General features: G+C 54.9%; 23 protein-coding genes. 6 read left to right on the top strand and 17 right to left on the bottom strand.

The window, feature by feature from the left end; all coding sequences use genetic code 11:
* Positions 1-94 precede the first annotated feature (94 nt).
* Both eptB and EHV07_RS10170 read right to left on the bottom strand, forming a co-directional pair.
* Positions 95-1,753, bottom strand: a complete 1,659-nt coding sequence (eptB, locus tag EHV07_RS10175; protein ID WP_147197553.1) for a kdo(2)-lipid A phosphoethanolamine 7''-transferase — start codon at positions 1,751-1,753, stop codon at positions 95-97.
* Positions 1,754-1,981: 228 nt separating this feature from the next.
* On the bottom strand, positions 1,982-3,319 hold the full coding sequence (locus EHV07_RS10170; RefSeq protein ID WP_147197551.1) for a D-serine ammonia-lyase: 1,338 nt from the start codon (positions 3,317-3,319) through the stop codon (positions 1,982-1,984).
* Between the two features lie 349 nt (positions 3,320-3,668).
* Here EHV07_RS10170 and EHV07_RS10165 point away from each other — a divergent pair, with 349 nt between their 5' ends.
* Entirely contained in the window at positions 3,669-4,943 is a 1,275-nt protein-coding gene (locus tag EHV07_RS10165; RefSeq protein WP_147197549.1) for a Glu/Leu/Phe/Val dehydrogenase, read from the top strand.
* 72 nt (positions 4,944-5,015) lie between these two features.
* On the opposite strand, the gene EHV07_RS10160 is transcribed toward EHV07_RS10165, so the two are convergent.
* Together EHV07_RS10160 and EHV07_RS10155 are read right to left on the bottom strand one after the other, a co-directional pair.
* Positions 5,016-6,392 (bottom strand): glycoside hydrolase family 10 protein, encoded by a 1,377-nt coding sequence (locus tag EHV07_RS10160; RefSeq protein WP_168199612.1) that lies wholly within the window; start codon positions 6,390-6,392, stop codon positions 5,016-5,018.
* A gap of 100 nt (positions 6,393-6,492) precedes the next feature.
* Positions 6,493-7,671, bottom strand: a complete 1,179-nt coding sequence (locus tag EHV07_RS10155; protein ID WP_147197547.1) for a Gfo/Idh/MocA family protein — start codon at positions 7,669-7,671, stop codon at positions 6,493-6,495.
* Positions 7,672-8,180: 509 nt separating this feature from the next.
* Here EHV07_RS10155 and EHV07_RS10150 point away from each other — a divergent pair.
* Positions 8,181-9,095, top strand: coding sequence for a sugar phosphate isomerase/epimerase (locus tag EHV07_RS10150; RefSeq protein WP_147197545.1), 915 nt, complete (start codon positions 8,181-8,183; stop codon positions 9,093-9,095).
* A gap of 131 nt (positions 9,096-9,226) precedes the next feature.
* Here EHV07_RS10150 and EHV07_RS10145 read toward each other — a convergent pair whose 3' ends face one another.
* From EHV07_RS10145 to EHV07_RS10130, 4 genes are all read right to left on the bottom strand, one after another.
* A complete protein-coding gene (locus tag EHV07_RS10145) occupies positions 9,227-10,249 on the bottom strand; it encodes a LacI family DNA-binding transcriptional regulator (protein ID WP_147197543.1) in 1,023 nt (340 codons plus the stop codon).
* Positions 10,250-10,311: 62 nt separating this feature from the next.
* On the bottom strand, positions 10,312-10,728 hold the full coding sequence (locus EHV07_RS10140; protein WP_147197541.1) for a hypothetical protein: 417 nt from the start codon (positions 10,726-10,728) through the stop codon (positions 10,312-10,314).
* A 69-nt stretch (positions 10,729-10,797) separates the two neighbouring features.
* Entirely contained in the window at positions 10,798-11,244 is a 447-nt protein-coding gene (locus EHV07_RS10135; protein WP_147197539.1) for a DUF441 domain-containing protein, read from the bottom strand.
* Positions 11,245-11,341: 97 nt separating this feature from the next.
* Positions 11,342-11,977: an aspartate/glutamate racemase family protein gene (locus EHV07_RS10130; RefSeq protein ID WP_147197536.1), complete on the bottom strand. Its 636-nt coding sequence runs from the start codon at positions 11,975-11,977 to the stop codon at positions 11,342-11,344.
* Positions 11,978-12,218: 241 nt separating this feature from the next.
* Between EHV07_RS10130 and hpxO the strand changes: the two genes are divergently transcribed.
* A complete protein-coding gene (gene hpxO, locus EHV07_RS10125) occupies positions 12,219-13,376 on the top strand; it encodes an FAD-dependent urate hydroxylase HpxO (RefSeq protein ID WP_147197534.1) in 1,158 nt (385 codons plus the stop codon).
* A gap of 113 nt (positions 13,377-13,489) precedes the next feature.
* On the opposite strand, the gene EHV07_RS10120 is transcribed toward hpxO, so the two are convergent.
* The 5 genes from EHV07_RS10120 to EHV07_RS10100 all read right to left on the bottom strand — a co-directional run bounded on the left by EHV07_RS10120 (position 13,490) and on the right by EHV07_RS10100 (position 18,158).
* Positions 13,490-13,819 (bottom strand): DNA-binding transcriptional regulator, encoded by a 330-nt coding sequence (locus tag EHV07_RS10120; protein ID WP_147197532.1) that lies wholly within the window; start codon positions 13,817-13,819, stop codon positions 13,490-13,492.
* On the bottom strand, positions 13,812-14,198 hold the full coding sequence (locus EHV07_RS10115; RefSeq protein ID WP_147197530.1) for a type II toxin-antitoxin system RelE/ParE family toxin: 387 nt from the start codon (positions 14,196-14,198) through the stop codon (positions 13,812-13,814). The genes EHV07_RS10120 and EHV07_RS10115 overlap by 8 nt, the downstream gene beginning before the upstream one ends.
* Positions 14,199-14,297: 99 nt before the next feature.
* Positions 14,298-15,137: a class A beta-lactamase gene (bla, locus tag EHV07_RS10110; RefSeq protein ID WP_254446353.1), complete on the bottom strand. Its 840-nt coding sequence runs from the start codon at positions 15,135-15,137 to the stop codon at positions 14,298-14,300.
* 44 nt (positions 15,138-15,181) lie between these two features.
* Positions 15,182-17,227 (bottom strand): peptidyl-dipeptidase Dcp, encoded by a 2,046-nt coding sequence (gene dcp, locus EHV07_RS10105; protein ID WP_147197526.1) that lies wholly within the window; start codon positions 17,225-17,227, stop codon positions 15,182-15,184.
* Between the two features lie 61 nt (positions 17,228-17,288).
* Positions 17,289-18,158: a LysR family transcriptional regulator gene (locus EHV07_RS10100; RefSeq protein WP_147200585.1), complete on the bottom strand. Its 870-nt coding sequence runs from the start codon at positions 18,156-18,158 to the stop codon at positions 17,289-17,291.
* 98 nt (positions 18,159-18,256) lie between these two features.
* Between EHV07_RS10100 and EHV07_RS10095 the strand changes: the two genes are divergently transcribed.
* The 3 genes from EHV07_RS10095 to EHV07_RS10085 all read left to right on the top strand — a co-directional run bounded on the left by EHV07_RS10095 (position 18,257) and on the right by EHV07_RS10085 (position 20,224).
* A complete protein-coding gene (locus EHV07_RS10095; RefSeq protein WP_147197524.1) occupies positions 18,257-18,763 on the top strand; it encodes a phenolic acid decarboxylase in 507 nt (168 codons plus the stop codon).
* A 104-nt stretch (positions 18,764-18,867) separates the two neighbouring features.
* Complete coding sequence (locus EHV07_RS10090; protein WP_147197522.1) at positions 18,868-19,737, top strand: MBL fold metallo-hydrolase; 870 nt, start codon at positions 18,868-18,870, stop codon at positions 19,735-19,737.
* 19 nt (positions 19,738-19,756) lie between these two features.
* Complete coding sequence (locus EHV07_RS10085) at positions 19,757-20,224, top strand: DUF3237 domain-containing protein (RefSeq protein ID WP_147197520.1); 468 nt, start codon at positions 19,757-19,759, stop codon at positions 20,222-20,224.
* Between the two features lie 58 nt (positions 20,225-20,282).
* Here EHV07_RS10085 and xdhC read toward each other — a convergent pair whose 3' ends face one another.
* The 4 genes from xdhC to guaD are packed head-to-tail and all read right to left on the bottom strand — an operon-like array spanning position 20,283 to position 26,181.
* A complete protein-coding gene (gene xdhC, locus EHV07_RS10080) occupies positions 20,283-21,062 on the bottom strand; it encodes a xanthine dehydrogenase accessory protein XdhC (RefSeq protein WP_147197518.1) in 780 nt (259 codons plus the stop codon).
* Entirely contained in the window at positions 21,052-23,418 is a 2,367-nt protein-coding gene (xdhB, locus tag EHV07_RS10075) for a xanthine dehydrogenase molybdopterin binding subunit (RefSeq protein ID WP_147197516.1), read from the bottom strand. Before xdhB ends, xdhC begins: the two co-directional genes overlap by 11 nt.
* The gene (gene xdhA, locus EHV07_RS10070) at positions 23,408-24,853 is read right to left on the bottom strand and encodes a xanthine dehydrogenase small subunit (protein WP_147197514.1); all 1,446 of its coding nucleotides are present in this window, start codon (positions 24,851-24,853) and stop codon (positions 23,408-23,410) included. The genes xdhB and xdhA overlap by 11 nt, the downstream gene beginning before the upstream one ends.
* Positions 24,850-26,181 carry a guanine deaminase gene (gene guaD, locus EHV07_RS10065; RefSeq protein ID WP_147197512.1) on the bottom strand — a complete coding sequence of 444 codons (1,332 nt, stop codon included), beginning with the start codon at positions 26,179-26,181 and terminating at the stop codon, positions 24,850-24,852. Before guaD ends, xdhA begins: the two co-directional genes overlap by 4 nt.
* Positions 26,182-26,411 lie beyond the last annotated feature (230 nt).

Here is a 26,411-nt window from a genome sequence, read left to right as displayed (position 1 = left end):
CCGCTGAAGCGATCTCATTAAAAAGGACGGCAGTGTTGCCACGCCGTCCCCTGTTGCCAGGCCGTTTAGGGAGGCGTTAATCGCCCTTTCCGGCTTACTGCTTCACATGACACCAGTTACGCAATTCATTGATGCCGCCATTCGGTGAAGTGAAGCCCGCGCAGCCCAATATGCTGTCGAACAGCTTCTCGTGGAAAACCGGCGTTTTGTCTTTAGCCAGCATTTTCAGCTGAGCAAAGGCCGCAGCATGATCGGGATGCGCAAGGAATTTATCTGAAGCCCAGACCATAATCGGCACCGATCGCTGTGCCATCGGTGCCACGTTACGCGGCGTGCCGTGGAAGTGCATATTTTTTGAAATCGATTCGCCGTGATCGGAAGCATAAAAAACGATGGCGTTACGATTGCGCAGCTGATTAAACACCTGTTCCAGCACGTGGTCGGTGTAGAGCAGGCTGTTGTCGTAGGAGTTCACCATCTGCTGCGTCGAGCAGTTATCATCAATGCCCATGCATTCCGGCTGATAGCGGGCAAAAGCACGCGGATAGCGCTCGGTATAAAGATAATGCGACCCTTTGGTATGCAGGATCACCAGATGTTTGCCCTGCGGATGACGATCAAGGGAATCCTTCAGCTCGCTGACCAGCGCCATATCATCAATCGGTTTGCCAACGTTGCGTTTCTCCGACTGAATGGTCTCACGCAGCGCATAATCATCGGCCAGCGCCTTGTTATAAAACCAGGCTTCACTTTGCATCGCAAAAAGCTCGGAAGAGAAGCCCTGCTTTTTCAGCACGGAGAAAACGTTCATCTCTTTTAGCGTACGTTCTGGCGCTTCAGAAGCTCCGCCTTCCCTGACGAACATACAGCGCAGCGAGAGCTTGGTTGAGGTGTCGCAGGAATAGCCCTGTAACGCCGCCAGGTTGGGTTCTTTGTCCAGGTTTGGCGTGTTGTCACGCGCATAACCATAAACGCCCATATGATCGCGACGCGCGCTTTCGCCGATAACAAATACGACGTAGAGATCGTTAACGTCTTTTGGCGGCGTGTAGGTGAAATGCGCTGCGGGATCGAAAAGTTTACGGCTGTCTTCCGCCTGGCTCCAGCTGCTATAGGCCAGAAGCCCCATGCCAGACAGCCAGTTAGACGGCGAGTAGGTGCCTGCCACGACGCCGCCATAGCTCGCCATCATGCGATTATGCTGGCGGTCCAGGCTGTCCTGATGCTTACCCATCACCTTTAGCGGCAGCCAGCAGCATAAGCCAGCCGCGACCATCACGCCCGCCCGACGCAGCATTGCGCCGCCGTTACGACGATGCAACACCGCCTCCGGTAGCGGAGCCAGCCACAGTATCAGCAGCGGCAACAGGCTGACTAACACCAGCCACAGGCCAAAATTCCAGCCTATCGACTCTTTTGACAGATCCATGCTGTCGGTGGTCATCACTGCCGCGATGATGCCGTAACCGATATCCACATTGAAAAAGATCATGTAGTAACTGGCGGCGACCGAGCCAACTACCAGCAGTGAGATTAAAATACGGAACAGCAGGCGGCCCGCCAGCGACGCCAGCAGGGTGGTAAACAGCACCAGGGCAAAAGCCGCGACGATTTCAATGCCGGTAGAAAGCAGAGCGTCGTAGCGCAGCTGATGGAAACGCCGAAGAAAAATGGGCAGGTTTAATAAAATACCAATGTAGAAAGCGAGCAGGCAGCAGACCCGTTGCTGAGTCAAAAAAAGCAGTTTTTTCATCTGTTACGTCATATTTTTTGCAGTGGGTTTCATGGCAGAACGGCCTTAGCACGAGGAGTTTATAGTTATTGCCACAGCGTGAATGGGTTAGGACAGTGTAAAGGTGCGTGAGTTTGGTTTAGCGACTGAAAAACAGATCGTTATAATGTAACAAAAAGTGTGATGACAGCCGTACAGGATCACCGCAAAGTCAATTTATCGCTGGTATCAGGCCCGTACGGCTGCTGCTTAGCTCAAATGTTGTTCCGCCGCCGCAAGGTATTTTGCCATTTCGTCTTCAGGCACCATTCCGCCACCCGTTGCCCAAACCAGGTGCGTTGCCCGGCTGAACCGTTGCGCATTCATTCCCTGTTCCGCCAGGGCATCCGCGGCCTGCTGCATCCGCCAGGGGCCCGGCAGCCCGGCCAGCGCCGACGGCTCCAGCCTCAGGTTTTCTTCCTGCGCCAGCAGGCCCAGCAGTTCAAACAGCTGCTCGTCGCTGACCGTAAAGAAAGCACACAGCAGCCGTTCCATTGCGCGCCCGACAAAACCTGAAGCGCGTCCAACCGCAAGGCCATCCGCAACCGTCCGGTTGTCGATGCCCAGATCGCCAACCGCGACAGCATCATGCAGACCCGTGTGGACGCCCAGCAGCATACAGGGCGCGTGCGTCGGCTCGGCAAAGACGCAGTGCACATGGTCCCCAAAAGCCAGCTTCAGACCAAAAGCCACCCCGCCCGGCCCGCCGCCCACGCCACACGGCAAATAGACGAAAAGCGGATGTTCAGCATCAACCGTCACTGCCATGGCCTGAAGCTGTTGCCTGACGCGCTCGCCCGCAACGGCATAGCCGAGGAAAAGCGTGCGGGAGTTTTCATCATCAATAAAGAAACAGTGGGGATCGCTGGCCGCCTCACGTCGCCCCTGCTCCACCGCGACGCTGTAATCGTCCTGATATTCAATAACCTGTACGCCATGCTCGCGCAATTTCCGCTTTTTCCATTCCCGTGCATCTGCCGACATATGAACGCAACAGCGGAAGCCCAGCCGGGCACTGACACTGCCAATCGACAGCCCGAGATTGCCGGTTGACCCTACGGCAATGCAATACTGCGAGAAAAACTGGCGGAACTCATCGGAGAAAAGACGGCCATAATCATCCGTTTCGTGCAGCAAACCGGCCTGAATAGCCAGGCTTTCCGCATGCGTTAACACCTCATAAATGCCGCCACGCGCTTTGATGGAACCGGAAATCGGCAGATGGCTGTCTTTTTTCAGCAGCAGCCGGCCCGTTACCTGCGTACTGAAGCGACTGTTCAGGGTTTGTTGCAGGCGAGGTAGCGCCACGATTTCAGATTCAATAACGCCCTGCGCGGCCGCCGTGTCCGGAAAGGCTTTTATCAGCCAGGGCGCAAAGCGTTGCAGCCGCTGTGCGGCGTCATCAACCTGAGCGGCCGTCAGCCCGACGTAGCGTAATCCTTCCTCGCTGGTGGTTGCTCGCGGGTTAACCCAGGTGACAGGCTCCAGTGCGGAGAGTTTCTTCAGTAAGGGGAACTGCTGTAAAAACGATTGTGTGCTGGCATCCATAATGGCTCCTGGTCATATTGCAGGAAGAGCATGAACAGCCAGCCCAACCCGCTTCCCGTACGGCAAAATATGATCGCATTCAAACTTTTGATAAATAACATCAATGTTTCAGATATGCATTTTATCTGCATAACTATGGAAAAACAGCCCCTCTTTGTCCTCTCCTGTAACCCGGCGCTTAATTATTTATTCGTCTGGCGCTAAACAAATCACCACTCACCATAAAATTCACATTAATTTAATGAATTTCCAACATTCATTTGGTGATAGATTGTGCGTCGTGCAAGTCATATGCACCTCACTCTCCGCGATTTTGCAGCATTTATCACTAATTCAGAAAAGGTTTGTTATGGATAAGCTCTCTTACGCTTCTGAAAGCAGCACATCGGCCTGGTCTACTTATTTACAGCAAATCGACCGCGTTGCCCCTTATCTGGGCGACCTGTCCCGCTGGATCGATACGCTTCGCCACCCCAAGCGCGCACTGATTGTTGATATCCCTTTGCAGATGGACGACGGCACGATTCGCCATTTCGAAGGTTTCCGCGTGCAGCACAACCTTTCGCGCGGGCCGGGTAAAGGCGGTATCCGTTACCATCCTGATGTCGATTTGAATGAAGTGATGGCGCTATCTGCGTGGATGACGATTAAGTGTGCCGCGGTGAACTTGCCGTATGGCGGCGCGAAAGGCGGCATTCGCGTCGACCCCTTTGCGCTTTCCGATGGTGAACTGGAACGCCTGACGCGCCGCTATACCAGTGAGATCGGCCTGATTATCGGCCCGCAAAAAGATATTCCGGCACCGGATGTTGGCACCAACGCCAAAGTGATGGCGTGGATGATGGATACCTATTCCATGAATCACGGCACCACCATCACCGGCGTCGTAACCGGCAAGCCGATTCATCTGGGCGGATCGCTGGGACGTGAAAAAGCGACCGGGCGTGGCGTGTTTATTACCGGCCGGGAAGTGGCGCGTCGTTCAGGGATTGAGATTGAAGGCGCGCAGATTGCGGTGCAGGGCTTTGGTAACGTGGGTAGCGAAGCGGCTCGCCTGTTCGTGGAAGCTGGCGCGCGGGTCGTGGTTATTCAGGACCATACGGCAACGCTGTTTAATCCCGCGGGGATCGATTTAAATGCGCTGACCGAATGGCAGGCCAGCCACAAAAAAATCGCCGGCTTCCAGGGCGCGCAGGAGATTGCCAGCGAGGCATTCTGGGATGTGCAGATGGATATCCTGATCCCTGCCGCGCTGGAAGGACAAATTACCGCGGCGCGGGCGGAAAGGCTTAACTGCAAGCTGGTGCTGGAAGGGGCCAACGGCCCAACTTATCCCGATGCCGACGACATGCTGACTTCACGCGGCATTACCGTTGTTCCGGATGTGATCTGCAACGCGGGCGGCGTCACCGTCAGTTATTTTGAATGGGTGCAGGATATGGCAAGCTTCTTCTGGAGCGAAAGCGAAATCAATGCGCGCATGGACAAGATCATGACCGAAGCGATGATCCACGTCTGGGACAAAGCCCGTGAGAAAAGCTGTAGCCTGCGCACCGCGGCCTATATCGTGGCCTGCGAGCGCATTCTGATGGCGCGTAAGGATCGCGGTATTTATCCGGGCTAAGAGTGCCACGGCCAACATACCGGATTTAATAAGGTGCGGAATCTGCTTTTCGCACCTTATTGATTCCCGGACCTAAGGGCCATTACGGGTAAAAACGCCCCTGCGTACAGGCGCGGTTTTTTCATCTTGTAAGGGCGGATGCTGCCATCTGGAGCGCAAATAATCGACTGCCTGCTGCGTCTGCGGCTGGCGCAGAAAGGCTTCGCGGAACAAAATCGTACCCGATATTTCCGGCAGCGCCTCATTCAGATCCAGCTCTCTTTGCAGCTCCGCTACGCCGCCACCCACCATCCAGTCAGGCTCCATTTTAGAAGGCTGTCCGACTTTATAGAGCGCCACGCCGATGTAGAGTTTAGTGTGGCTGGGTCTGACGACTTCTGCCCACCATTTTGCCAGCGTATCGTAACGGGCTGCCTGTCGGGCGAAGGGCCAGTAAATTTGCGGTGCAATATAATCAAGCAACCCTTCGTTAACCCACAAACGCGTGTCGGCAAAAGCCTGATCGTACGCAGCAGCACCGCGTGTATCTGAGCCTTGCGGATCGTCACCCCGGTTGCGCCACACGCCCGCCGGGCTGATGCCGAATTCTACCTCCGGCCGCAGCGATTTGATGGTCCGGCTGATATCCTTCACCAGCAGCAGCGTGTTGTTACGCCGCCAGCTGGCTTTGTCGGCAAATACCTGGCCATATTGTCGCCAGCTTGTCCGATCGTCCAGCCGCGAGGTTGGGGTTTCATAATAGAAGTAATCATCAAACTGAATGCCATCAACCGCGTAACGAGTGACCAGTTCCGCCACCACGCTGGCTATCCATTCGCGCACTTCGGGCACGCCCGGATCGAGGACAAAGCGATGACTTGCGGTACGCACCCAGTCAGGATGTAAGGCGAAAACGCTGGCTGGCGAACCGCTGAGCGTCCGCCTGAGCGCCGCCACGGTGCTTGCCGAGGTATCCATTGAAACACGATAGGGATTGAGCCAGGCGTGAACTTTCATCCCGCGCCTGTGCGCTTCGGTCAGCATAAATTGCAGCGGATCGTAGCCGGGATCTTTTCCATTTTCGCCGGTCAGCACGTCAGACCAGGGCAGGATGTTGGAGTGGTAGAGCGCGCTTGCATCCGGCTTGACCTGAAAAAAGATCGTATTCACCCCGACAGACGCCAGGTTATCGAGCTTATCGATCAGCGCGTTTTGCTGTGCACGGATTCGTTCTGCATCGTCAGTCATGTTGACCGTATTGAGCGGCGGCCAGTCGAGATGCTGCACGGTCGCCAGCCAGACTCCGCGCATCGGTCGGTCGATAACGGGCGCAGGCGCGGGGCGTGGCTGCGGCGTAACCACGGGCACCACCGGTTTTTTTTCCAGCGGTGGATGCCCACAGGCCGTGAGGATAAAGCCGCAAACAATCATCGCGATGGCCTGCCAGCGCCGTGTAGCTGGAAAAAACATAGAAATCCCTTTACGCATTCTGAGCCGGGAAGCTCCGCATTATTTTGAGGACAAAACTTTATCATATCCCGGCTCCGGATGCCCTTCCCGACCCGTCCGCTTATTCGTAGTTGACCCAGACTGCCCCTTTGTCAGCCGAACGCACACAGTTTTCAACCCAGCGCACGCCTTCAATGCCCGCATCAATATCGGGATAGATCATGTCGGCCAGCGCGGCTTCCTCTCCCCGCTGCTTCGCATCGATGGCCAGCGCAAATTTCAGGTAAATATTTGACCAGGCCTCGGTCAGGCCTTCCGTATGCAAAGCGCCAAGGCGATCGTCGGCCAGCGCCGTTTCATCAAGATAAGGCATGCCATGATGGAGCAGCTGATTGGGTTGATTTTGTCTTTCATGCCGCAGTTCATTAGGCTGTGAATCGCGCCATTCCAGGCTCGCTTTTGAGCCGATAATCCGAATAAACTGGCTGTCCATCGATCCGGCGTTAACCGAAGAGGTCCACATCCGGCCTACGGCTCCGCCGTGATAGTGCATTAACACCATCGCGTTGTCCTCCAGCGGTGCACGGGAAGGAATAAAGCTTTGGCGATCGCAAAGCAGCGATTTCAGCTGAAGCTGCGGTAAAACCAGCTGCGAAATATAAAAGGTATGGGTGGAGAGATCGCCCAGCACAAAGCTCGGGCCTGCAATTTTCGGTTCCACCCGCCATTTTTGCGCCTCGGAAAATTTATCCGCGTTGTCGTTAGCGCTGAAGCCGTGCGTGTACTGCATTTCCACCATGCGGACATCGCCAATATCACCCTGCGCAATCATCTTGCGCATCTGTAGCAGCATCTGATGCCCGGAATAGCCGTAGGTCACGCCGACAATCAACCCTTTTTCTGCGGCAAGCTGCTTGATTTCGCGTGCCTGCTGGCTGGTAAAAAACAGCGGTTTCTCACAGATAACATGTAATCCTGCATTCAGCGCCGCTTTGGAAATTTCATAATGCGTTCCGTTCGGCGTGGCGATGGTGACGACTTCAATACCGTCGCTGCGGCTGGCTTCATCAGCAAACATCTGCGCCCAGCTGTCGTAACAGCGGCCGGCCTCAACGCCAATATTCACGCCAAATTCACGGCCGCGCCGGGCGTCAATATCAAACGCGCCGGCCACCAGTTTGAACGCGGTGTTATCCCGCAATGCGCCGCTACGATGCTTGTAACCCACCTGGCTCAGACGACCGCCGCCGACCATTGCCCAGCGCAGCGGGCGGGAAATCTGTTTCTCTCCGTTTAGCATGATGACCTCACTGAATATCAAATAAATGATGTTTATCTATCAAAATACCGCACAATTTATGATTTAGACTTTCATAATCACTCTCAGAATAATTCCACTTTTAGTCAAATGTGAAACGTTATAATTCATGGAGAAGATCACAATCTGAAGATTTACTCTCAGAGAATAACGCAGTATTCAGGGCGAAATGGCGTTTTCAAAGATAAGACAAACACGGCTGCTTCAGAGAAAGCGTGCAGCTTTACCCCAGGGGAATCAACTATCAAAATCTATCAAAAATCCTATAGAAACCATCAATTCATGACCCACTTCAAAGAATTAATATTCCAATAAAACAATAAATGGAATTTACATTCCTCCTGCCATAGTCTCGGTTCATCCTGATGCTTACCCTCGCTCCACCGTGAAACCTCAGTCTCAACGGCATCACCTGACTTATGTTATCGCTGTCCGCGCCGTGGCCGCGTTGGCAACAGGTTCAACGGCGCGTCAAATCTAAAGGAGTCACTATGTATTCAATCGCTAATGCGCCCTGTAGCTGGGGCGTGGATGACCCAAAAAATCCTTTTCTGCCGCCGTGGGAAACCGTGCTGGCCGAAGCGCGTGAAGCCGGTTATCACAGCATTGAGCTTGGCCCGTGGGGTTATCTGCCATCTGATGCGACAGCGCTGGCTCGGGCGCTGGATCATCATGGCCTGTCGCTGGTGGCCGGAACCCTGTTTGACGATCTGGTTTCAGAAAGCCACTTTGGCATGATGGTTGAGCTGACCCATGCGATTTGTGCCAATTTGCAAAAAGTGCCGATCGCCCAGCCAGATGGCCCAAAAACGCCGCCCTGGCTGGTGATAATTGATTTTGGCGATGCAGAACGCGCGCGCTGTGCCGGACAGTCTGCCCGCGCAAAGCGCCTGCCTGAAGCTGACTGGCAGCGCATGGTTAAACACATTAGCGAACTGAGCCGCATTGCCTGGCGCGAATATGGCGTGCGTCCGGTGATCCATCCTCATGCCGGCGGCTTTATTGAGTTCGGTGATGAGATCGATCGCATTGCGCAGGCGATCCCCGCCGCAACCGCCGGGCTTTGTCTGGATACCGGCCACCTCTATTACGCCGGTTTGGACCCGGTGCAATGGCTACGCAAATATGCCGACCGCATCGATTACCTGCACTTCAAGGATGTGAACAAGACGGTTTATGAAGCGGCAATTGCCGGACAACAGGACTTTTTCAGCGCCTGTGCGGCGGGCGTGATGTGTCCGTTAGGGACGGGTGACGTCGATTATCCGGGGGTAAAAGCGCTGCTGGAGGAACTGAACTGGCGCGGCTGGATCACCATTGAACAGGAAAGAGATCCCCGGGATGTCGCGGGCAGCCTGCACGATGTCACCGCCAGCCTGCATTATCTGCGCAGCGTGGGGTTTTAAACATAAGCGACTGGATGCCTTAACGGGCGAGCAAATCGCCCGTTAAGGCTACAATTACGCGGTAAGGGCTGAACGGTGAAGAAGCGACAACCAGACCAGAACTTTTCAGCGGTCAGAAAACGAAAATCAGCCTAAAAGTTCTCAACGGTAAGAATGTCGAACGGCAAATAGCGCTGCTGATTACCGCGCGCTTCGTGAACGAAATCGTCCGCAATGGCGGCGATTATCTCTGCTGCAAGCGCCGGCATTCTGTGCCAGATAAAGACGTCTACCACTTCTTCCAGCAGCGCCTGTTGCGCGTGGGCAATCGGCCCGTGACAGACAACCGTCAGCGTTCTGCTCTGCTGTTTTTTAGCCGCCAGCAGTGCGCGAACCACGCCGTCCACGCCTCCGCTCGGCACGTACAGCGCCACTAAATCACTGTTTTCTTCGAGCATCGTGTGCGTTGCCTGCTCTGCCATCCCATCGTCTTCATAGCTGCGCAGCGGTTCCAGAATATCGAACTCTGCGGCTTTTTCGCGAAACCAGGAACGGAAGCCGATCTCCGCCATCTCCTGGCACAGAAAACGGTGATCGCCCAACAAAATGCCGATTTTACCCGGCCGTTTGCACAAGCGGGAGATCATCCAGGCTGCCGTACGTCCGGCTTTGCGGTTATCCAGCCCCATATAACCTGCGCAGCCGCTCGCGGTCAGTTCACTGAACAGGGTGTAGACGCGTACGCCTTTCTCCTGCACATGGTTGATCGCCTGATTCACCACGGGATTGTCCGTTGCGACGATGCCGATCACATCGACACGGCCCGCCAGCTCAACGATTGCGTCGGCAATTTGCTGGCTGGCATTGATACTTAGCCAGACGAAGTGCGGATTAGCGGCAATGTGCGCTGAACGCTCAGCATGGAAGCGCAGCTGCTCGCTGAACTGACGGTAAAATTCCGCGCCGCTGTCCAGCAAAATAAAGCCCAGCCGACAAGGCACGGCAGAGGATGTCATCCCTTTTCCGGCGCTAAAACCTAACCTGCGGGCGGCATCCATTACCCGCTGCTGCGTGGCGGGTTTAACCGGCGCACGGCGGTTAATCACCCGGTCTACCGTCGCGACGCCCACCCCGGCTTCCCGGGCAACGTCGTTCATTGTCGGATGTGAAGCCATCCTCGCTCCCTTTTATGCCTGCCACACGACGAACCGCAAAATGCGTACACCGCCCGACAAATCTACTGGTTTTGTGCCGTTTCCGCCGCTTCGTACTGCGTTTTAAAGGCGTCGTTCTCTTCGGTCAGGCGAATGGCCGCTTCGATCATTTCATTTTGCATCAGCGAAGTCGAACCCTCACTGGTGCGCCAGTGGATGTACAGCACGCAAAGCGCTGCAACCTGCAGCATATCGTTTTCACGGCTGGTGCCATCAAAACCATATTCTTCGGCTGACCAGCGATACACGTCGGCGACAAAAGGCATCTCGCCATTCTCATCCAGCGGTGGCAACGTATCGAACAGCGCCAGCATTTCCGGCGTGGCCTGGTAGCTTTGACGCCCTACCGCATCCAGCTGCTTGCCGCGCGCTCGCGCATTGTTCGCCTGTTTAGCTTTAAGTTTGGCGCGCTTATTGCGCTTGTCCTGTTTGGTGCTCACCCGCATCTCCTGCCTGAAAAAAAGAGCGCAATCATAGCAGAAATCAGAGTGATATGGCGACGCAAGCCGCTATAACTTGCCCAGGAACAGCGAAACCAGCCCGGCTGCGATCAGCGGCCCCACCGGCACGCCACGAAACAGCGATACGCCAACGATCGTGCCAATCAACAATCCGCCGACAATGGTAGGCTGCGAGCTCATTAAGGTCACGCCGCGTCCTCCCACCCACGAGACAAAAATACCGATGGCGATGGCCAGCAGCGATTTCCAGTGTAAAAACGAGTGGAGCAGCGTGCTGGTGGGAATGGCACCGCTGGCGATGGGTGCCATAACGCCGATAGTCAGAATCACAATACCGACGGTAACGCCCTGTTTTTCAACCCAGGGAAAAAGGCTGTTAAGCGGCGTCATGCGGATGACGATCAACACTAAAAGCGCGATCGCCACGGTCAGGTTGTGGCTGAAATAACTCAGGGCTGCCAGGCACAATAAGATCAGCAGCGTCATATCGAACATAGTCTCTTTCCTGAAAAAATGGCCGGTTTGGGGACTTACACCATAAAACGCTTTGCTGTCCGGCGGGTATTTTTTTTAACGTTTCAGAAACAACTGCTCAGATAATCGCCTCAATGGCCGTCTGCAAACTCACTTCCGGGCCGGTCAGCACGGCCAGGGTGCTGTTGATATATTTTTCAGCCCGCGCCATTGAGGATTGAGCCAGCACGATGCAGCCCAGCGAGCATTCCGGCCGCTGCTTAATATAGTCGGCTATTTGGCGATAATAGCCTTCTTCATCGCCGCTGTTAAAAAACGCCCATGCACGCGGGATCAACTCAACCGCCAGCCGCTCGCCAGGAATAAACGCGGCAAAGATACGCTGAGTCGCCTCAAGGGTGGAATGCGCGGTGCAGAGCACCAGAATTGAGCCATGATAACGCGAGGCCGCTTTTGCCAGCGTCGCATCCACGCGAAACACCGGCTTGCTAAACTGACTGGCGTCACACGCACTGGCCCCCAGCGTGGTGCAGGTGACAATCACCGCGTCCGCATGCTGGCACATCTCTTCAATTGCCTGACGGGTAGCATCAGCAATGTCAGGCGTCAGCGCGTTGCTGGCCAGCGCCTGTTCAAAAAGCCGATCCTCAACGCGATGCAGCAGCTGGATATCATCATATTCCAGCACCTGTAACGCCTGCTCATAAATGTCGATATTACTGCGGGCCGCGTGCAAACAGGCTATGGTCGCCATGTTACCCCCTCCGTGATGAGTGAAGACTCACTGTGACAAATTACGCTGCGCTTGCCAAACACCCTGTGCATTAATTGCAAAGGTTTCAGTCGCTATGCACTTTTATTGTGCAATGCATCCTGTTGATGCAGTCACGCAGTGAAACGATTGTTTCAGAACCCCGTATTTACCGGCCTGAACGGCTGAAAACATCTGGTACAAAAATTGCTTAATTTTGCTGATATCTTGAAAGGAGAAGCGGATGAAAGCAATTGTGATTGGTGCCGGTATCGGCGGCATGTGTACCGCCATTGCGCTGCAACGGTTCGGTATTGAAACGGCGGTATTTGAGGCAGTGCAGGAAATTAAACCGGTTGGTGCCGCTATTTCCATCTGGCCGAACGGCGTCAAGTGCCTCAATTTCCTGGGCATGAAGGAACCGCTGCGCGCGCTGGGCGGCCCAATGCAGACGATGGCCTATAACGATTTTCGTGACGGCACGACGCTGACGCAGTTCAGCCTCGATCCGCTGGTACAGGATGCGGGTGAACGCCCTTACCCGGTTGCCAGGGCCGAGCTTCAGGCGATGTTGCTGGAGACGTATGGCCGCGAACAGGTGCAATTTGGCAAACGTGTTGCCCGCGTGGAGCAGGATGAACATGGCGTAACGGCTTTTTTCGCCGACGGTACTCAGGCCAGCGGCGACTTACTGATTGCCTGCGACGGCACCCATTCCGTGGTGCGCCCTTATGTACTGGGTCATAAAGTGGAGCGTCGCTATGCCGGATACGTTAACTGGAACGGCCTGGTAACCATCGATGAGGCCATTGCCCCTGCCACGCAGTGGACCACCTTTGTCGGTGAAGGCAAACGCGTTTCCCTGATGCCGGTCGCCCGTAACCGCTTCTATTTCTTTTTTGATGTGCCGCTGCCTGCGGGACTGGCGGAGGATCGGGCGACCCTGCGCGACGATCTGAAACGCTATTTCAGCGGCTGGGCGGCGCCCGTGCAAAAGCTGATCGATTTGATTGAGCCAGAAACCACTAACCGGATTGAAATCCACGATATCGATCCCTTCCCTCAGCTGGTAAGAGGCCGCGTGGCGCTGCTGGGTGACGCCGCGCACAGCACTACGCCCGATATTGGTCAGGGCGGCTGCGCCGCAATGGAAGATGCGGTGGTGCTGGCTAACAGCCTGCAAAGCAACTCGCTTGGCATTGAAGATGCGCTGCTGCGCTATCAGCACAAGCGTGCCGATCGGGTTAAAGATCTGGTGCTGAAAGCGCGTAAGCGTTGTGACGTGACGCACGGCAAAGAGATGGCGATCACCGAGCAGTGGTATGAAGAACTGAAGAGCGAAACCGGCGAACGCATTATTCACGGCATGTGCGACACCATTCAGGGCGGCCCGCTGGCGTAGGCGGTTTCAGGATGCCGAAAGCCCGTTTTTGCTTGCGCGTAAACGGGCTTTAGTTCGGTTATGTATAGTGAAATACTCGGCCTCAATATCTGATTCAGGAATACAATGCTCGGTTAAATCCTGAAAACTTCCGGGCCTTTTTCAAGGAGAGTGCTCAGCACACGGAGAGCTGCACCGTTCGGTTTTTTCTCCCCTCTTTCCCATTTTGAAACAGTCATAACAGACATATTCACGTACTCAGCCAGCATGGCCTGGCTGAGATTAAAGCGGCCACGCAGCGCGCGGATCGCCTCACCATTCATCTCGATAATGGCTGGCAGCTGAGCGCGCAGTTCGCGCAGTTTCACCCGCGCATCAATGTAGTTTACTGTGTCTTCAGAAATGCCGCCTTGAGGGACCATTTCATGCGCCATTTCTTGCAAATCTTTTAGATGATCAACCATCGCATTTTACCTCTCGCATCGTTTTCGCTTTCACTTGAGCGTCAATCTGCGCTTGTGTCATACCAAACAAATCAGCGGCAAGTTTTTTATAGGCTTTAAGAGCATCATCCGGAATCTCTTTGCCATAACTGCTGGTGCCTGACTTCGCATAACCGTTCATAAAGAACAGGCAATTTCCTGCCTTAAACGCAACAACCGTACGTGCCCCACCGCTTTTACCCGTGTTAGGAAGCGGGATGCGTTTCTTAAATACACCGCCACCTAAGCTCGCCTCATACACCCCGTTTATGACTTCCTGTGCGGCCGTGCACAGTATGGTGTCATCAATGCCGTCACCTTTAGTGTTCTTGTCGAACACCTTCAAAACATAAATCTCCATACTTATTATTTCCCTATAATAAGAGCATGTATCCTTACCCTCAATCCTAATAACTATAGTACTTAGGTATATATTTAATGGCAATAAATTGTGCCGAGGTTATGCTTTCAGCGCCGCCAGCGCCAGCCGCGCTGTTTTTGCCAGCACATCCTGGCGTGAACGCGCGTCTTTGCCTTGTTGGGTAAAGTAAATGGCCATTAGCAAAGGTGTAGCGTCCGGTCGCCAGAGGATAGCAACGTCATTGGTGGTGCCATAGTCGCCGCTGCCGGTTTTATCGCCCACTATCCAGCCCGCGGGAACGGCAGCGGTGATGGCTTTCTTGCCGGTGGTGTTGCCCTTCAGCCAGCTGGCCAGTTTTTCCTGCGACGAAGGCGCTAAGCCCGATCCGAGCAGCAGCGTGTTGAGGTTGCCCAGCATCGCCAGCGGCGACGTAGTATCACGCAGATCGCCGGGCACCGCCGTATTCAGCGCAGGCTCGTTTCTGTCCAGGCGCGTGACGTTATCACCCAAACCACGGGCAAAATCGGTGATCCCCGCCGGGCCGCCCAGCGTTTTCAGCAGCAGATTGCCAGCCAGATTATCGCTGTACTGCAAGGCGGCAAGGCACAACGCCTCAAGGGTCATGCCCTCGTCCTGATGCTTTTCCGTCACCGGCATATAAGCGAGATGTTCGGCTGGCGTCCAGTGCATCCTTTGCAGCAGCAAATCAGGCTGCTGCTCGCTACGGCGTAAAACTGCCGCCGCGGCCAGCAGTTTAAAAGTACTGCACAGAGGAAAGCGTTCATCGCCTCTGTAGGTGAGCTTTTCGCCGGTGTGGGTATCCAGCAGCGCCAGGCCGATTCGGCCATTCACCTCCCGTTCCAGACTGGCTAATTGCTGAGATAACGAGTCAGCCTCAGCCCGCGCTAAAAGCGGGCTAAGGCCGACAAGCAATGGCATTGCGGCGGCGGCGATCAGCAGTTTGCGGCGTTGATATGAAGGATTCACGCGTCTTTCAGCCCCCGGTTGATCAACATCGCTTCGATCTCGGGATCCCTGCCGCGCCAGTCTGAATAGCATTTTTTCAGGTCTTCGCTATTGCCGCGTGAAAGGATTTTTTCGCGGAAGATCTGCCCGTTTTCGCGGCTTAACCCTCCCTGTTCACGGAACCACTCGAAGCCATCATCCGCCAGCATCTGTGTCCACAGATAGGCGTAGTAACCGGCAGCGTAGCCACCGCCCCAGATATGCTGGAAGTAGCTGGAGCGATAGCGCGGTGGTACAGCGTCAAGATCCAGCTTCTCCTGCCGCAATGCGTCAGCCTCAAAACTGCCCACGTCCGTGACTTTCTCACCGCTTTGCAGGCTGTGCCAGTGCATATCCAGCAGCGCGGCAGCCAGCAGTTCGGTCATGTCGTAACCCTTGTTGAATTTGCTGGCCTGATTGATTTTCTCATGCAGCTCAGCGGGCATCGGTTCGCCGGTCTGGTAGTGTCGGGCATAGTTTTTGAACACCTGCGGATCGCTGGCCCAGTGCTCGTTACACTGCGAAGGGAACTCAACAAAATCCCTTGGCGTGGCCGTGCCGGACAGGCTCGGATAGCGCTGTTCGGCAAACAGGCCGTGCAGCGTGTGGCCGAATTCGTGGAACAGGGTGATAACATCGTCCCAGGAGATCAGCGCGGGCTGGCCTGCCGCAGGCTTGCTGTAGTTGCAAACGTTGTAAATGACCGGACGCGTGCCCAGCAGCGTGGACTGATCGACGAAGTTGCTCATCCAGGCGCCGCCGCCTTTGTTGTCCCGCTTAAAGAAATCGGTATAAAACAGCGCCATCGCTTCGCCATTACTGTCGCTGATTTCATAAACACGGACGTCAGGATGGTAAACCGGAATATCAGTACGGGGCGCAAAGGTAATGCCAAACAGCTGTGTTGCAGCCCAGAAAACGCCATTTTCCAGGACTTTATTCAGTTCAAAATAGGGTTTGACCTGGCTTTCATCAAGATCGTATTTGGCGCGTCGCACCTGCTCGGCGTAAAACAGCCAGTCTGACGCCGCGAGTTTAAACGGTGCTGGCTGGCTGTCGATCACTGCCTGAATATCGGCCGCTTCACGCGTGGCTCTGGCCGTCGCGGCCGGTACGATTTCCCGCATAAATTCCAGCGCGGCCTGCGGCGTTTTCGCCATCTGATCTTCCATGCTCCAGGCTGCAAAGCTGGTAAAGCCCAGCAGTGCCGCTTTTTCCGCCCGCAGCGCCGCCAGCTGTAATACCAGCGAACGCGTATCGTTTTCGTCGCCTTTTTCAGCACGGTTCCATGCAGCGCTAAAAAGAGCGGCTCGCGTGTCACGATTGCTGAGGCTTTGCAGATCCGGCTGCTGCGTGGTGTTTTGCAAGGCCAGCAGCCAGCTGTGGGTCAGGCCTTTTTCTGCTGCGGCTTCCGCCGCCGCGCTGATTTCCGCCCCGGAGAGTCCCGCCAGCTGCGCGAGATCGTTGACCACCACGCCGCCCGCTTTGGTTGCGGCCAGAAGGCGATTGGTAAACTGTACGCCCAGCGTCGCCGCCTGCTGGTTAAGGGCTTTTAAGCGCACTTTTTTCTCTTCTGTCAGGCTGGCACCCGCCAGCTGAAAGGCCTGCCAGGTGACCTCCACCAGCCGCAGCGATTCGGCATCCAGCGATAGCGTTGCACGCTGCTGATAAACGCTGTCCAGCCGGGCAAACAGCTGGCTGTTTAGCTTGATGTCATCATCCAGCGCCGCCAGCTTTGGCGACATCTCTTCATCAAGCTGTTGCAGTCCAGGGGTGGTATTGGCGGAGGTCATGGCACCGAAGACGTTTTCAACGCGCTTCAGCATTTGCCCACTCAGTTCAAGCGCCTGATAAGTGTTAGCAAAGGTGGGGGCATCAGGATGGCTGGCAATCGCCTCCACTTCTTCGCGCTTCTGACGCATGCCCTCTTCGAGGGCGGGACGGTAGTCGCTCTCTAAAATTTTATCGAAAGGCGGCGCCTGAAAAGGCAGCGTGCCTGGCTGGCTGAATGGATTCGATTGCATGGTTATCTCCTTGTCTTCGCAAGACTTCAGCATAGGCCGATAATCCTCCCAAGCCAATCGGTTAACGCTGCCCGGCTTTTATAAACAGTGCTAACAGCGTCTGAATTTGCTGGTCGATGGCAACCAGCTCTTTTTTGACAATTAAATGCAGCGGCGTGGCGCGTCTTATTCCATGCGCGAGAGGTAAAATTTTTATCGTTTCATTCGCTAACTGTTGGGCAATGCGCTCTTCAGGCAGCCAGCCATAGCCCACCTGCCAGGTAATGGCTTCGATTGCTGCGTCAATCGTGGAGAATGTCCAGCATTGAGCCGCACCCGTTTCATCGATACCCGCTTTGGCTTCGCGTCCGACGATGCGGATGAGCGGCCAGGATGCCAGATCGTCTTCATTTAGCGGCTGCGGCTGGTGATGCAGCGGATGATCGGCATGCGCCACCGCCACAAAATCAATGTTCATCAGCCACTCGCCGCGCCCACTCATATCCTGCCTGCGGCTCAGTACCATCACATCCGCTTCCGTCAACAGCGGCTCGCTTTCCAGCACTTCGGTCAGGTTGACCTGAGTATGAGGATATTGCTGCTGAAACTCGCGTAATACGGCAAACAGGCGGCTGCGGGGAAAAATATTATCGACCACCAGCTCCAGCCTGGTGCGGGTACCCTCGCGAAGCGAGGCCGCAGAACTTTCCAGATAATAAAAAGATTTTAAAAGAGGGCGAACCTGACTGAGCAGCACCTCACCGGCGGGCGTTAGCACGGTTCTTCTGCCCTCGGTCTGCAACAGTGCCACACCCAGCTTCTCCTGTAGCGAAGCCAGGTTGTAACTCACGGAGGACTGGCTGCGCCAGGTGGCTTCCGCAGCTTTGGCGAAGCTGCCAAGCTCGACTACCTTATCTAAGAGGCTCCACTGTTCCAGCGTTGATTTGTGCATACTCATCCAAAATTTCGATAGGTTTGATTTAAAAATAGCATTATTCATCGAAAATTCAGAATGATAATCTAAAGCCATTCAATGAAGGAGAATAAATCATGAGCAAATTCGATAAACAGGATCTTAGTGGTTTCGTTGGTAAACACCTGGTTTATACCTACGACAACGGCTGGAATTATGAAATTTACGTGAAAAATGAACAGACGCTGGACTACCGTATTCACAGCGGGCTGGTCGGCAACCGTTGGGTAAAAGATCAGCGTGCTTATATCGTCCGCGTCGGTCAGGAGACCTACAAAATCTCCTGGACTGAGCCTACCGGTACTGACGTCAGCCTGATTGCAAACCTCGGTGACAACCTGTTCCACGGCACGATTTTCTTCCCACGTTGGGTAATGAACAATCCGGAGAAAACCGTCTGTTTCCAGAATGAGCACATCGCCGAGATGGAACGCTATCGCGAAGCTGGCCCGGCTTATCCTACCGAAGTGATTGATGAGTTCGCTACCATCACTTTCGTTCGCGATTGTGGCCCTGACGATGACAGCGTCATAAACTGTGCGGCGAGCGAGCTGCCAGCCAACTTCCCGGACAATCTGCGTTAATCAGCGAAAAGGGAGCGCGCTTTTGCTCTCCCCCTGCCACTACTCTGTCAGTAATCTCAGGGAGGCATTCCAGCGCCTCCTTTTAGCCAACAAGAGGATCGTAAATGGACTTATCCACCCAGGTTTTTATCAGCAGTGATAAGCACGATGGTTTTGGCGTCAGCTCCACGCTGATCATGGGGAAGAAAGAAGCCCTGTTGGTTGATGCGCAATTTACCCTGGCGAATGCACACCGGCTGGTGGCTGATATTATTGAAAGCGGACGGGAGCTGAAAAGGATTTTTATTACCCACCTGCACCCGGACCATTTTCTGGGGCTGGAGGTGATCAAACAGGTTTTTCCTGATGCTGACGTTATTTCCTGTAAAACCGTCGCCAGTGATGTTAACGACGCTTTCGATTTTAAAATCGATTACTGGGGGCGGGAAGTTTTGCAGAAAAATGGGGCAAAAACAAAATTTGCAGTCAGGCCAGTCGAAGAGGACACGCTTTATCTCGAAGGTCATGAGATCAAAATCCTCGGCCAGATGAGCGGTGACTGCATAACGATTGCTCCGTTGTGGATCCCCTCTCTTAAAACCCTTATCGCGTCCGATCTGGTCTTTAATAACGCCCATGTCTGGATAGCGGATATGCGCACGCCGGAACGTATCGCACAATGGATGCAAAGCCTGGATATCATTGAAGCATTGCGACCTGAAGCCGTTGTGCCTGGCCATTCAAGCCTTCCGGGCAATTTTAGCCCTTCCGCCATCGGTTTTACCCGCAGATATATCCAGGACTTTCTTAACGTGTTGCAGCGTGTCGGCACCAGCGAGGCGTTAATCGCTGAAATGGAACGGATCTATCCCGATCTGCCGGTAAAAATTTGCCTGGAATACAGCGCGAAAATCATTAAGGATAAGTACAACTGGCCGGGCGACTGGCCGGTGTCATTAAGAAATATGACCGCCACGCTACAGGAAAAAGGCTGAACCTTGCCAGGAAAGTGAAATGAAACCCGATCTTGAATACAGTTTTTCAGTGAAAGTGAACGTAGGGAAACCTGAGATTGTCTCGAACAGCAGCGAGTACGGGAAGCGACAGCTGATCCCTGTCCTTTCCGGAACGGTGAGCGGAAAACTGAACGGAGAAGTAATGGCTGGCGGCGTTGACAGCCAGATTGTGATGCCCGACGGTCTGTGTAAGCTCTCGGCCCGTTACGCGCTAAAAACTGACCATGGCCCTGTTTATATAGAAAATAACGGGGTTCGTCGCGTGCCGGAAGCGTTCCGCTCCCGACTGTTCGATGAGGATATGCGTTTTTTCAGCAGTATCCCTACTGAAGAACTTTATTTTCGCACCGTGCCGTCATTTGAAATCTACGATCCGGCTTTAGCATGGTTAACGGAATCGGTCTTCGTCAGTACCGGCCAGCGTACGCCCGACGGCGTGACCATCGACTTTTACCGTCTCACCTGAATAATATTTCTGAGCGGCTCCCGCCCCCGCCGTGCGGGCCGCTCAGGCAGCAACTTTCTCAGAGAAGATGTTGCTGCTGATAGCTGGCGATGATTTCACCCGCCACCGCCACGGCAATTTCTGCGGGCAGCTTCCCTTTTACATCCGGCAAACCAATCGGACAGCGCATGGTTGCCAGCTGCTGCGGACTGAACCCTTTCCCCTCAAGGCGATAGCTAAACCGCTGGCGCTTGGTTTGTGAGCCTATCACGCCAAAATAGTGATAATCGCCGCGCTTAAGAATGGCTTCGCATAATTCAAGATCGCGCGGATGGTGATGCGTCATCACCACGTAGTAACTGTCTGGCGGCATCAGCCTGACCTGATCGCACGGATCTTCCTGACAGCAAACCGTCACGCCCGCTGGCACGTCGGTAAACTGCGCCTGACGCTCGTCGACCCAGTATACGTGACAGGGTAACGTAGCCAGCAAATTGACCAGCGCCTGTCCGACATGACCGGCGCCGAAAACCACGATCTGCGGCTGCGTCTGCAACAGCGGTTCAAACAGGACGGTAGCCATGCCGCCGCAACATTGCCCGAGGCGCGCGCCAAGGTTGAAATGTTCGCTTTTAGGCTGAGGATGACGCTGGTTGAGCATCTCGCGGGCGATAGCAAGACACTGAAACTCCAGATGGCCGCCGCCGATAGTCAGGTAAGTTCGTCCGGCGGTGACAATCATTTTGCTGCCGCAATCGCGCGGCACCGAACCTTTGTCCTCCAGCACGGTGAGCAACACACAGGGCTCGCGTTTTTCACGGAGTGAAGCCAGTGCGGTGATCCAGTCATCAACGTTCATGAGCCGCCTCCGTCCGCATTTTTTCCATTCCCCAAAACACCCTTTCCGGCGTGGCTGGCGCGTCCAGCAGCGGGTGTTGCTGATAATTGCCCACGCTGGCCACCGCATCCTGAATCGCACACCAGGCCGCAATGCCTAACATAAAGGGTGGCTCGCCTACCGCTTTTGAGTGAAACACCGTGTCTTTGGGATTTTTGCGGTTTTCCACCAGCGTCACCCGCAGATCGGGCGGCACATCGCCGATGGCCGGGATCTTATAGCTGGCCGGGCCGTCGGTCATCAACCGGCCTTGCGCATTCCACACCAGCTCTTCGCAGGTTAGCCAGCCAGCGCCCTGCACAAAGCCGCCTTCCACCTGACCAATATCAATAGCCGGATTCAGCGAAGCGCCCACGTCATGCAGGATATCCGCCCGCAGCAGCCGGTATTCACCGGTCAGCGTATCGACAAGCGCCTCCACGCAGGCGGCGCCATAGGCAAAATAGTAGAACGGCGTGCCGCGGCCCGCTTCACGATCGTAATGAATGCCGGGCACTTTGTAATAGCCGGTGGCTGAAAGCGGCACCTGATTGAGCCAGGCCATTTGCGCCACATCGGGGAAGGTAAAATGTTTTTCCTGCACTTTGACAATGCCGTTGCTAAAGCTGACCTCATCTGCCCTACAGCTGTGCAGCTGGCAAAGCATGCCGATCAGCCGGTCGCGAAGAATTTCCGCCGCGTTTTGCGCCGCCTTACCGTTTAAATCTGCACCGCTGGACGCTGCGGTGGGTGACGTGTTTGGCACTTTGCCGGTGTCGGTTGCGGTGATCTGAATTTGATCGACATCGATTTGCAGCACCTGCGCGACGATCTGCGCGACCTTCGTGTTCAGTCCCTGACCCATCTCCGTGCCGCCGTGATTGAGCTGCACCGTGCCGTCGGTATAGATCAGGATCAGCGCACCGGCCTGGTTAAGAAAGCTGGAGGTAAAAGAGATGCCGAATTTTACCGGCGTTAGCGCCAGACCGCGCTTCAGCCAGGCACTGTTCTGGTTTAACAGGGTGATTTCCCGCCGGCGTGCCGCATAATCGCTGCTGGTTTCAAGCATTTCAGTCATTTCATCCAGCAGATTATCTTCAACCCGTTGGTGATAATGGGTGATATTGCGCGTCTCTTTGCCATAGTAATTGCGCTTGCGCACTTCCAGCGGATCCAGCGTCAGCCTGCGGGCGATATGATCCATAATTTGTTCAATGGCGACCATGCCCTGAGGCCCACCAAAACCGCGATAGGCGGTGTTGGAGGCGGTGTTAGTACGGCAGCGATAGCCGGTGATCAGCGCATCCCCGAGATAATAGGCGTTATCCGCGTGGAACATGGCCCGATCGACGATTGAACCGGAGAGATCCAGCGAATAACCGCAGTTGGCCGCCAAATCGATTTTGACGCCGCAAAAGCGCCCTTGCTCATCTACGCCGACATCGTAGCGCACGTAAAAAGGATGCCGCTTGCCGGTGATGCGCATATCGTCCCGCCGTCCAAGCCGCATTTTTACCGGGCGACCGGTGAGGCGCGCTGCCACCGCGCACAGGCAGGCCACGCCGGCGGCCTGCGTTTCTTTACCGCCAAAGCCGCCGCCCATCCGGCGCATATCAATGGTCACTTTGTTCATAGTGATACCCATCACCGAAGCCACCAGCTTTTGCACTTCGGTCGGGTTTTGGGTAGAGGAGAAAACCTGTAGCGACTGGTCTTCTCCCGGGATCACCATCGCTACCTGGGTTTCCAGATAGAAATGCTCCTGACCGCCGATATGAAATTCGCCCTGTAAGCGATGTGCCGCTCGTGACAGCGCCGCCTGCACATCACCGCGCTGATGCACATGAGGCTGCTGAACAAAATGCTGTTTTTCCAGCGCTTCTCTGACGTCCAGAACGGGGGTCAACAGATCGTATTCGATAACCGCGGCATCGGCTGCCAGCCTCGCCGCGTGTGGCGTTTCAGCGGCAACGACCAGCACAATCTGGCCGGCATACTCCACCACATCCTTCGCCAGGAGGGGATCGCCAGGTTCCAGCGGCCCGATATCCAGCTCGCCCGGCACGTTTTGCCAGCTCAAAACGCTAACGACACCCGGAATGGCATAGCAAGGCGCGGTATCAATGTGGCGGATACGAGCGTGGGCATGCTCGCTCAGCCTGGGAGAGAGGTGCAGCATGCCAGGCAACTCCAGCTTGTCGTCAATAAAGACAGCTTCACCCGAGACGTGTTTTGCCGCACTTTCATGCTTGTTGCTTTTGCCGACGCCGCTCTGGATGCCTTCCCGGTATTGTCTGGCAATCACTTCTTCAGCTACTTCCGGACGATTATGAGACATAGCGGGAAACCTCCACCAGTTGCAGCTCGTCAGAAAACGACGCGTGATAACGACGCAGCAGGTTTTTAGCCACCTGTAAGCGGTAGCGGGCGCTGGCGCGAAAATCGCTCAGCGGCGTAAAATCCTGTTCCAGCGCGCGGCATGCCTGTTCGACAGATTGCAGCGTCAGGGGTTTTCCCAACAGCTGTTGTTCGCAGTGCAACGCCCTTTTCGGTATGTCGGCCATGCCGCCGAAGGCAATACGCGCCTGCGTTACACGGTTGTCGCTGTCGATTTCCAGTGCAAAAGCAGCGAAAACCGCAGAGATATCATCTTCAAGCCGTTTAGAAACCTTCCACGCGCGGAAATTTTGTGACGCCGTCACTTTTGGAATGATAACGGCGCGAATAAATTCGCCGGGTTGTAGCGCAGTTTGTCGGTAGCCGAGGAAAAAGTCTGCCAGCGGCAGGCGGCGCACCCTGCCACCCTTTTGCAATTCCAGCGAGGCGTTAAGCGCCAGCAGCATCGGTGGCGTATCACCAATCGGCGAGCCGTTAGCAATATTGCCGCCAAGCGTTCCCTGATTGCGGATTTGCAGCGAGGCGAAACGTTCAAGGATCCGCGCAAAGGACGGAATATGCTCGCGCAGCCACAGCTGGCACTGCTGTAACGAAACGCCAGCGCCAATCACCCATTCTTCGGCCTCTGCCCGACAGGTTTTTAGTTCATCAATCTGTTCCAGCGCAATCAGCAACGGCAACGCTTTAGCGTGTTGCGTTACCTGAAGCGCCAGATCGGTGCCGCCTGCCAGCAGCTTCGCTTCGGGATGTTCGCTTAACAGATCGCCCAGCTGATCCAGCGTTTTCGGTAACAGGCAACGATGCGCGTTACATGCTATTTCCTGCACTTCGGCGGTTTTCAGCGCGCTCAGACGTTTTACGGTCTCGGCCTCCTGCTGGCGGAAGCTATCCGGCTCGGGGTGATGACAAGCCTTGCGGGCCGCATCGACAATCGGCCGGTAGCCGGTGCAGCGGCATAAGTTTCCTGCCAGCGCCTGCTCGGCCTGATGCTGTTGCCAGCCCGTGCTGTTTTTTTGCAGCGTAAACAGCGACATAACAAAGCCGGGCGTGCAAAACCCGCACTGCGAAGCATGGCAATCCACCATCGCTTGTTGCACCGGGTGGAGTTTGCCTGCCTGCTGCAAATCCTCGACGGTAATCAGCTGCTTGCCTTGTAGCGTACTGACAAAAGTCATGCAGCTGTTGGCGGTTTCATACACCATTTCACCGTTTTCGACGCGACCCAGCGTGACGGTACAGGCACCACAGTCACCGGAGGCACAGCCTTCCTTTGTCCCGCTGCGACGCTTGTACTGGCGCAAATAATTCAGCACGGTCAGGTTTGGATCGATTGCCGCTTCGCTGACTAAGGCCTGATTGAGTAAAAACTGGATCATGCGGCTTTCTCCTCTTTTTGCTGCTGCCAGACACATTTGCCGTTCACCCAGGTGTGGGCGATATTGCGGTCGTCCCCGAGCGTCATCAGCACAAACAGTTTTTCACAAATATCGCGGCTGTTGGCATAACGCATCTGCTGGAGCGCGGAAACCGCCGGATCCAGCACCACAAAATCGGCCTCTTTACCGGCAGTGAAATTGCCGATGTGATCATCCAGATCCAGCGCCCGGGCGCCGCCAAGCGTGGCATGATAAAAGGCTTCGTACGCCGCCAGTTTGTAATGCTGAAGCTGGCCAACTTTGTAGGCTTCCCCCAGCGTTTGCAGCATATTAAAGGTGGTGCCCGCGCCAACGTCGGTACCCATGCCCATTTTCACGCCTTTATCCCAGCAGGTTTGCAGATTAAACAACCCGCTGCCGAGAAACAGATTCGAGGTTGGACAGAAAGCAATGGCGGAATGGGTATGATGCAGGCAATCCCACTCCTCTTCCGCCAGGTGCACACAATGTGCAAACACGCTGCGACGCCCGGTTAACTGATACTGGTGATAAACGTCAAGATAGCCGTCGTGATCGGGAAACAGCGCTTTTACCCAGGCGATTTCCTGCGGGTTTTCACTCAGGTGCGTATGCATCCAGGTATCGGGATATTCCGTTTTCAGCTGTTGCACTTTTGCCAGTAGCGCAGGTGATGAGGTTGGCGCGAAGCGTGGCGTTAACGCATAGCCGAGACGGCCCCGCTTATGCCAGCGCTCAATCAGTTCACGCGTCTGGTCATAGCTCTGCTCCGGCGTTTCGGTCAGATATTCAGGCGCGTGCCGATCCATCATGACCTTCCCGGCGATCAGGCGCATTTCCAGTGCTTCCGCCGCGCTGAACAGCGCCTCTACCGACTGAGGATGTACGGTACCAAACACCAAAGCAGTAGTTGTACCGTTACTCAGCAGCTGGTGCAGAAAAAACGCCGACATTTTTGCCGAATAGTCGGGACAGTGATACTGACGCTCGGTCGGGAAAGTATATTGTTGGAGCCATTCCAGTAACTGCTCGCCAAAGGCGCCAATCATTTCCGTTTGAGGATAGTGAATATGCGTATCAACAAAGCCCGGCACAATCAGCTTGCCGCGATAATCTGTCACTGTAACGGCATCGGTTAGCTGATGCTGCCCTTCTTCCCAGCGCTGGAGCGAAATAATTTTGCCGCCATTAAGCAGTAATAAACCGTCTTCAATATAGCGGGCCTGCTCCGGCAACTGCCGTGGATGACTGACCGTGGCGGCAATATCAAAAAAACTGCCCCGAATAGCCTGAGTAATGGACACTGACATAGCAATTCCTTCCGGGAGGGCCGCTGGCCCTCGCTTTATTAGCGCAGGTGATAACCTTAAGAGGTAATTGCAAATGCCGTGCCAGCTGGAAAATTTAAATTAGCCTTTATTTTTCAGTTAATTATAAGAGAACCCGTTTAAAAAGGCGCGACTTACCGGCCAATCGTATGCGCAAACGGTTGCCTGCGTGAGCAAACGATTGCCATGCCGTTATAAGGGATTACAGGAGT

Source organism: Pantoea sp. CCBC3-3-1 (genome assembly GCF_007981265.1).
Taxonomy (GTDB): domain Bacteria; phylum Pseudomonadota; class Gammaproteobacteria; order Enterobacterales; family Enterobacteriaceae; genus Erwinia.
This window is presented reverse-complemented; position numbering and strand designations above follow the sequence as displayed.

What these genes read in the sequence shown, in the direction of transcription:
- EHV07_RS10085 (WP_147197520.1), top strand. Translation starts at nt 19,757, where the DNA reads ATGAAACCCGATCTTGAATACAGTTTTTCAGTGAAAGTGAACGTAGGG.
- xdhA (WP_147197514.1), bottom strand. Translation starts at nt 24,853, where the DNA reads ATGATCCAGTTTTTACTCAATCAGGCCTTAGTCAGCGAAGCGGCAATC.
- xdhC (WP_147197518.1), bottom strand. Translation starts at nt 21,062, where the DNA reads ATGAACGTTGATGACTGGATCACCGCACTGGCTTCACTCCGTGAAAAA.
- EHV07_RS10130 (WP_147197536.1), bottom strand. Translation starts at nt 11,977, where the DNA reads ATGGCGACCATAGCCTGTTTGCACGCGGCCCGCAGTAATATCGACATT.
- xdhB (WP_147197516.1), bottom strand. Translation starts at nt 23,418, where the DNA reads ATGTCTCATAATCGTCCGGAAGTAGCTGAAGAAGTGATTGCCAGACAA.
- bla (WP_254446353.1), bottom strand. Translation starts at nt 15,137, where the DNA reads ATGCCATTGCTTGTCGGCCTTAGCCCGCTTTTAGCGCGGGCTGAGGCT.
- EHV07_RS10160 (WP_168199612.1), bottom strand. Translation starts at nt 6,392, where the DNA reads ATGTTTTTTCCAGCTACACGGCGCTGGCAGGCCATCGCGATGATTGTT.
- dcp (WP_147197526.1), bottom strand. Translation starts at nt 17,227, where the DNA reads ATGCAATCGAATCCATTCAGCCAGCCAGGCACGCTGCCTTTTCAGGCG.
- EHV07_RS10090 (WP_147197522.1), top strand. Translation starts at nt 18,868, where the DNA reads ATGGACTTATCCACCCAGGTTTTTATCAGCAGTGATAAGCACGATGGT.
- EHV07_RS10115 (WP_147197530.1), bottom strand. Translation starts at nt 14,198, where the DNA reads ATGGAGATTTATGTTTTGAAGGTGTTCGACAAGAACACTAAAGGTGAC.
- EHV07_RS10095 (WP_147197524.1), top strand. Translation starts at nt 18,257, where the DNA reads ATGAGCAAATTCGATAAACAGGATCTTAGTGGTTTCGTTGGTAAACAC.
- EHV07_RS10150 (WP_147197545.1), top strand. Translation starts at nt 8,181, where the DNA reads ATGTATTCAATCGCTAATGCGCCCTGTAGCTGGGGCGTGGATGACCCA.
- guaD (WP_147197512.1), bottom strand. Translation starts at nt 26,181, where the DNA reads ATGTCAGTGTCCATTACTCAGGCTATTCGGGGCAGTTTTTTTGATATT.
- eptB (WP_147197553.1), bottom strand. Translation starts at nt 1,753, where the DNA reads ATGAAAAAACTGCTTTTTTTGACTCAGCAACGGGTCTGCTGCCTGCTC.
- EHV07_RS10170 (WP_147197551.1), bottom strand. Translation starts at nt 3,319, where the DNA reads ATGGATGCCAGCACACAATCGTTTTTACAGCAGTTCCCCTTACTGAAG.
- hpxO (WP_147197534.1), top strand. Translation starts at nt 12,219, where the DNA reads ATGAAAGCAATTGTGATTGGTGCCGGTATCGGCGGCATGTGTACCGCC.
- EHV07_RS10100 (WP_147200585.1), bottom strand. Translation starts at nt 18,158, where the DNA reads ATGCACAAATCAACGCTGGAACAGTGGAGCCTCTTAGATAAGGTAGTC.
- EHV07_RS10145 (WP_147197543.1), bottom strand. Translation starts at nt 10,249, where the DNA reads ATGGCTTCACATCCGACAATGAACGACGTTGCCCGGGAAGCCGGGGTG.
- EHV07_RS10165 (WP_147197549.1), top strand. Translation starts at nt 3,669, where the DNA reads ATGGATAAGCTCTCTTACGCTTCTGAAAGCAGCACATCGGCCTGGTCT.
- EHV07_RS10155 (WP_147197547.1), bottom strand. Translation starts at nt 7,671, where the DNA reads ATGCTAAACGGAGAGAAACAGATTTCCCGCCCGCTGCGCTGGGCAATG.
- EHV07_RS10120 (WP_147197532.1), bottom strand. Translation starts at nt 13,819, where the DNA reads ATGGTTGATCATCTAAAAGATTTGCAAGAAATGGCGCATGAAATGGTC.
- EHV07_RS10135 (WP_147197539.1), bottom strand. Translation starts at nt 11,244, where the DNA reads ATGTTCGATATGACGCTGCTGATCTTATTGTGCCTGGCAGCCCTGAGT.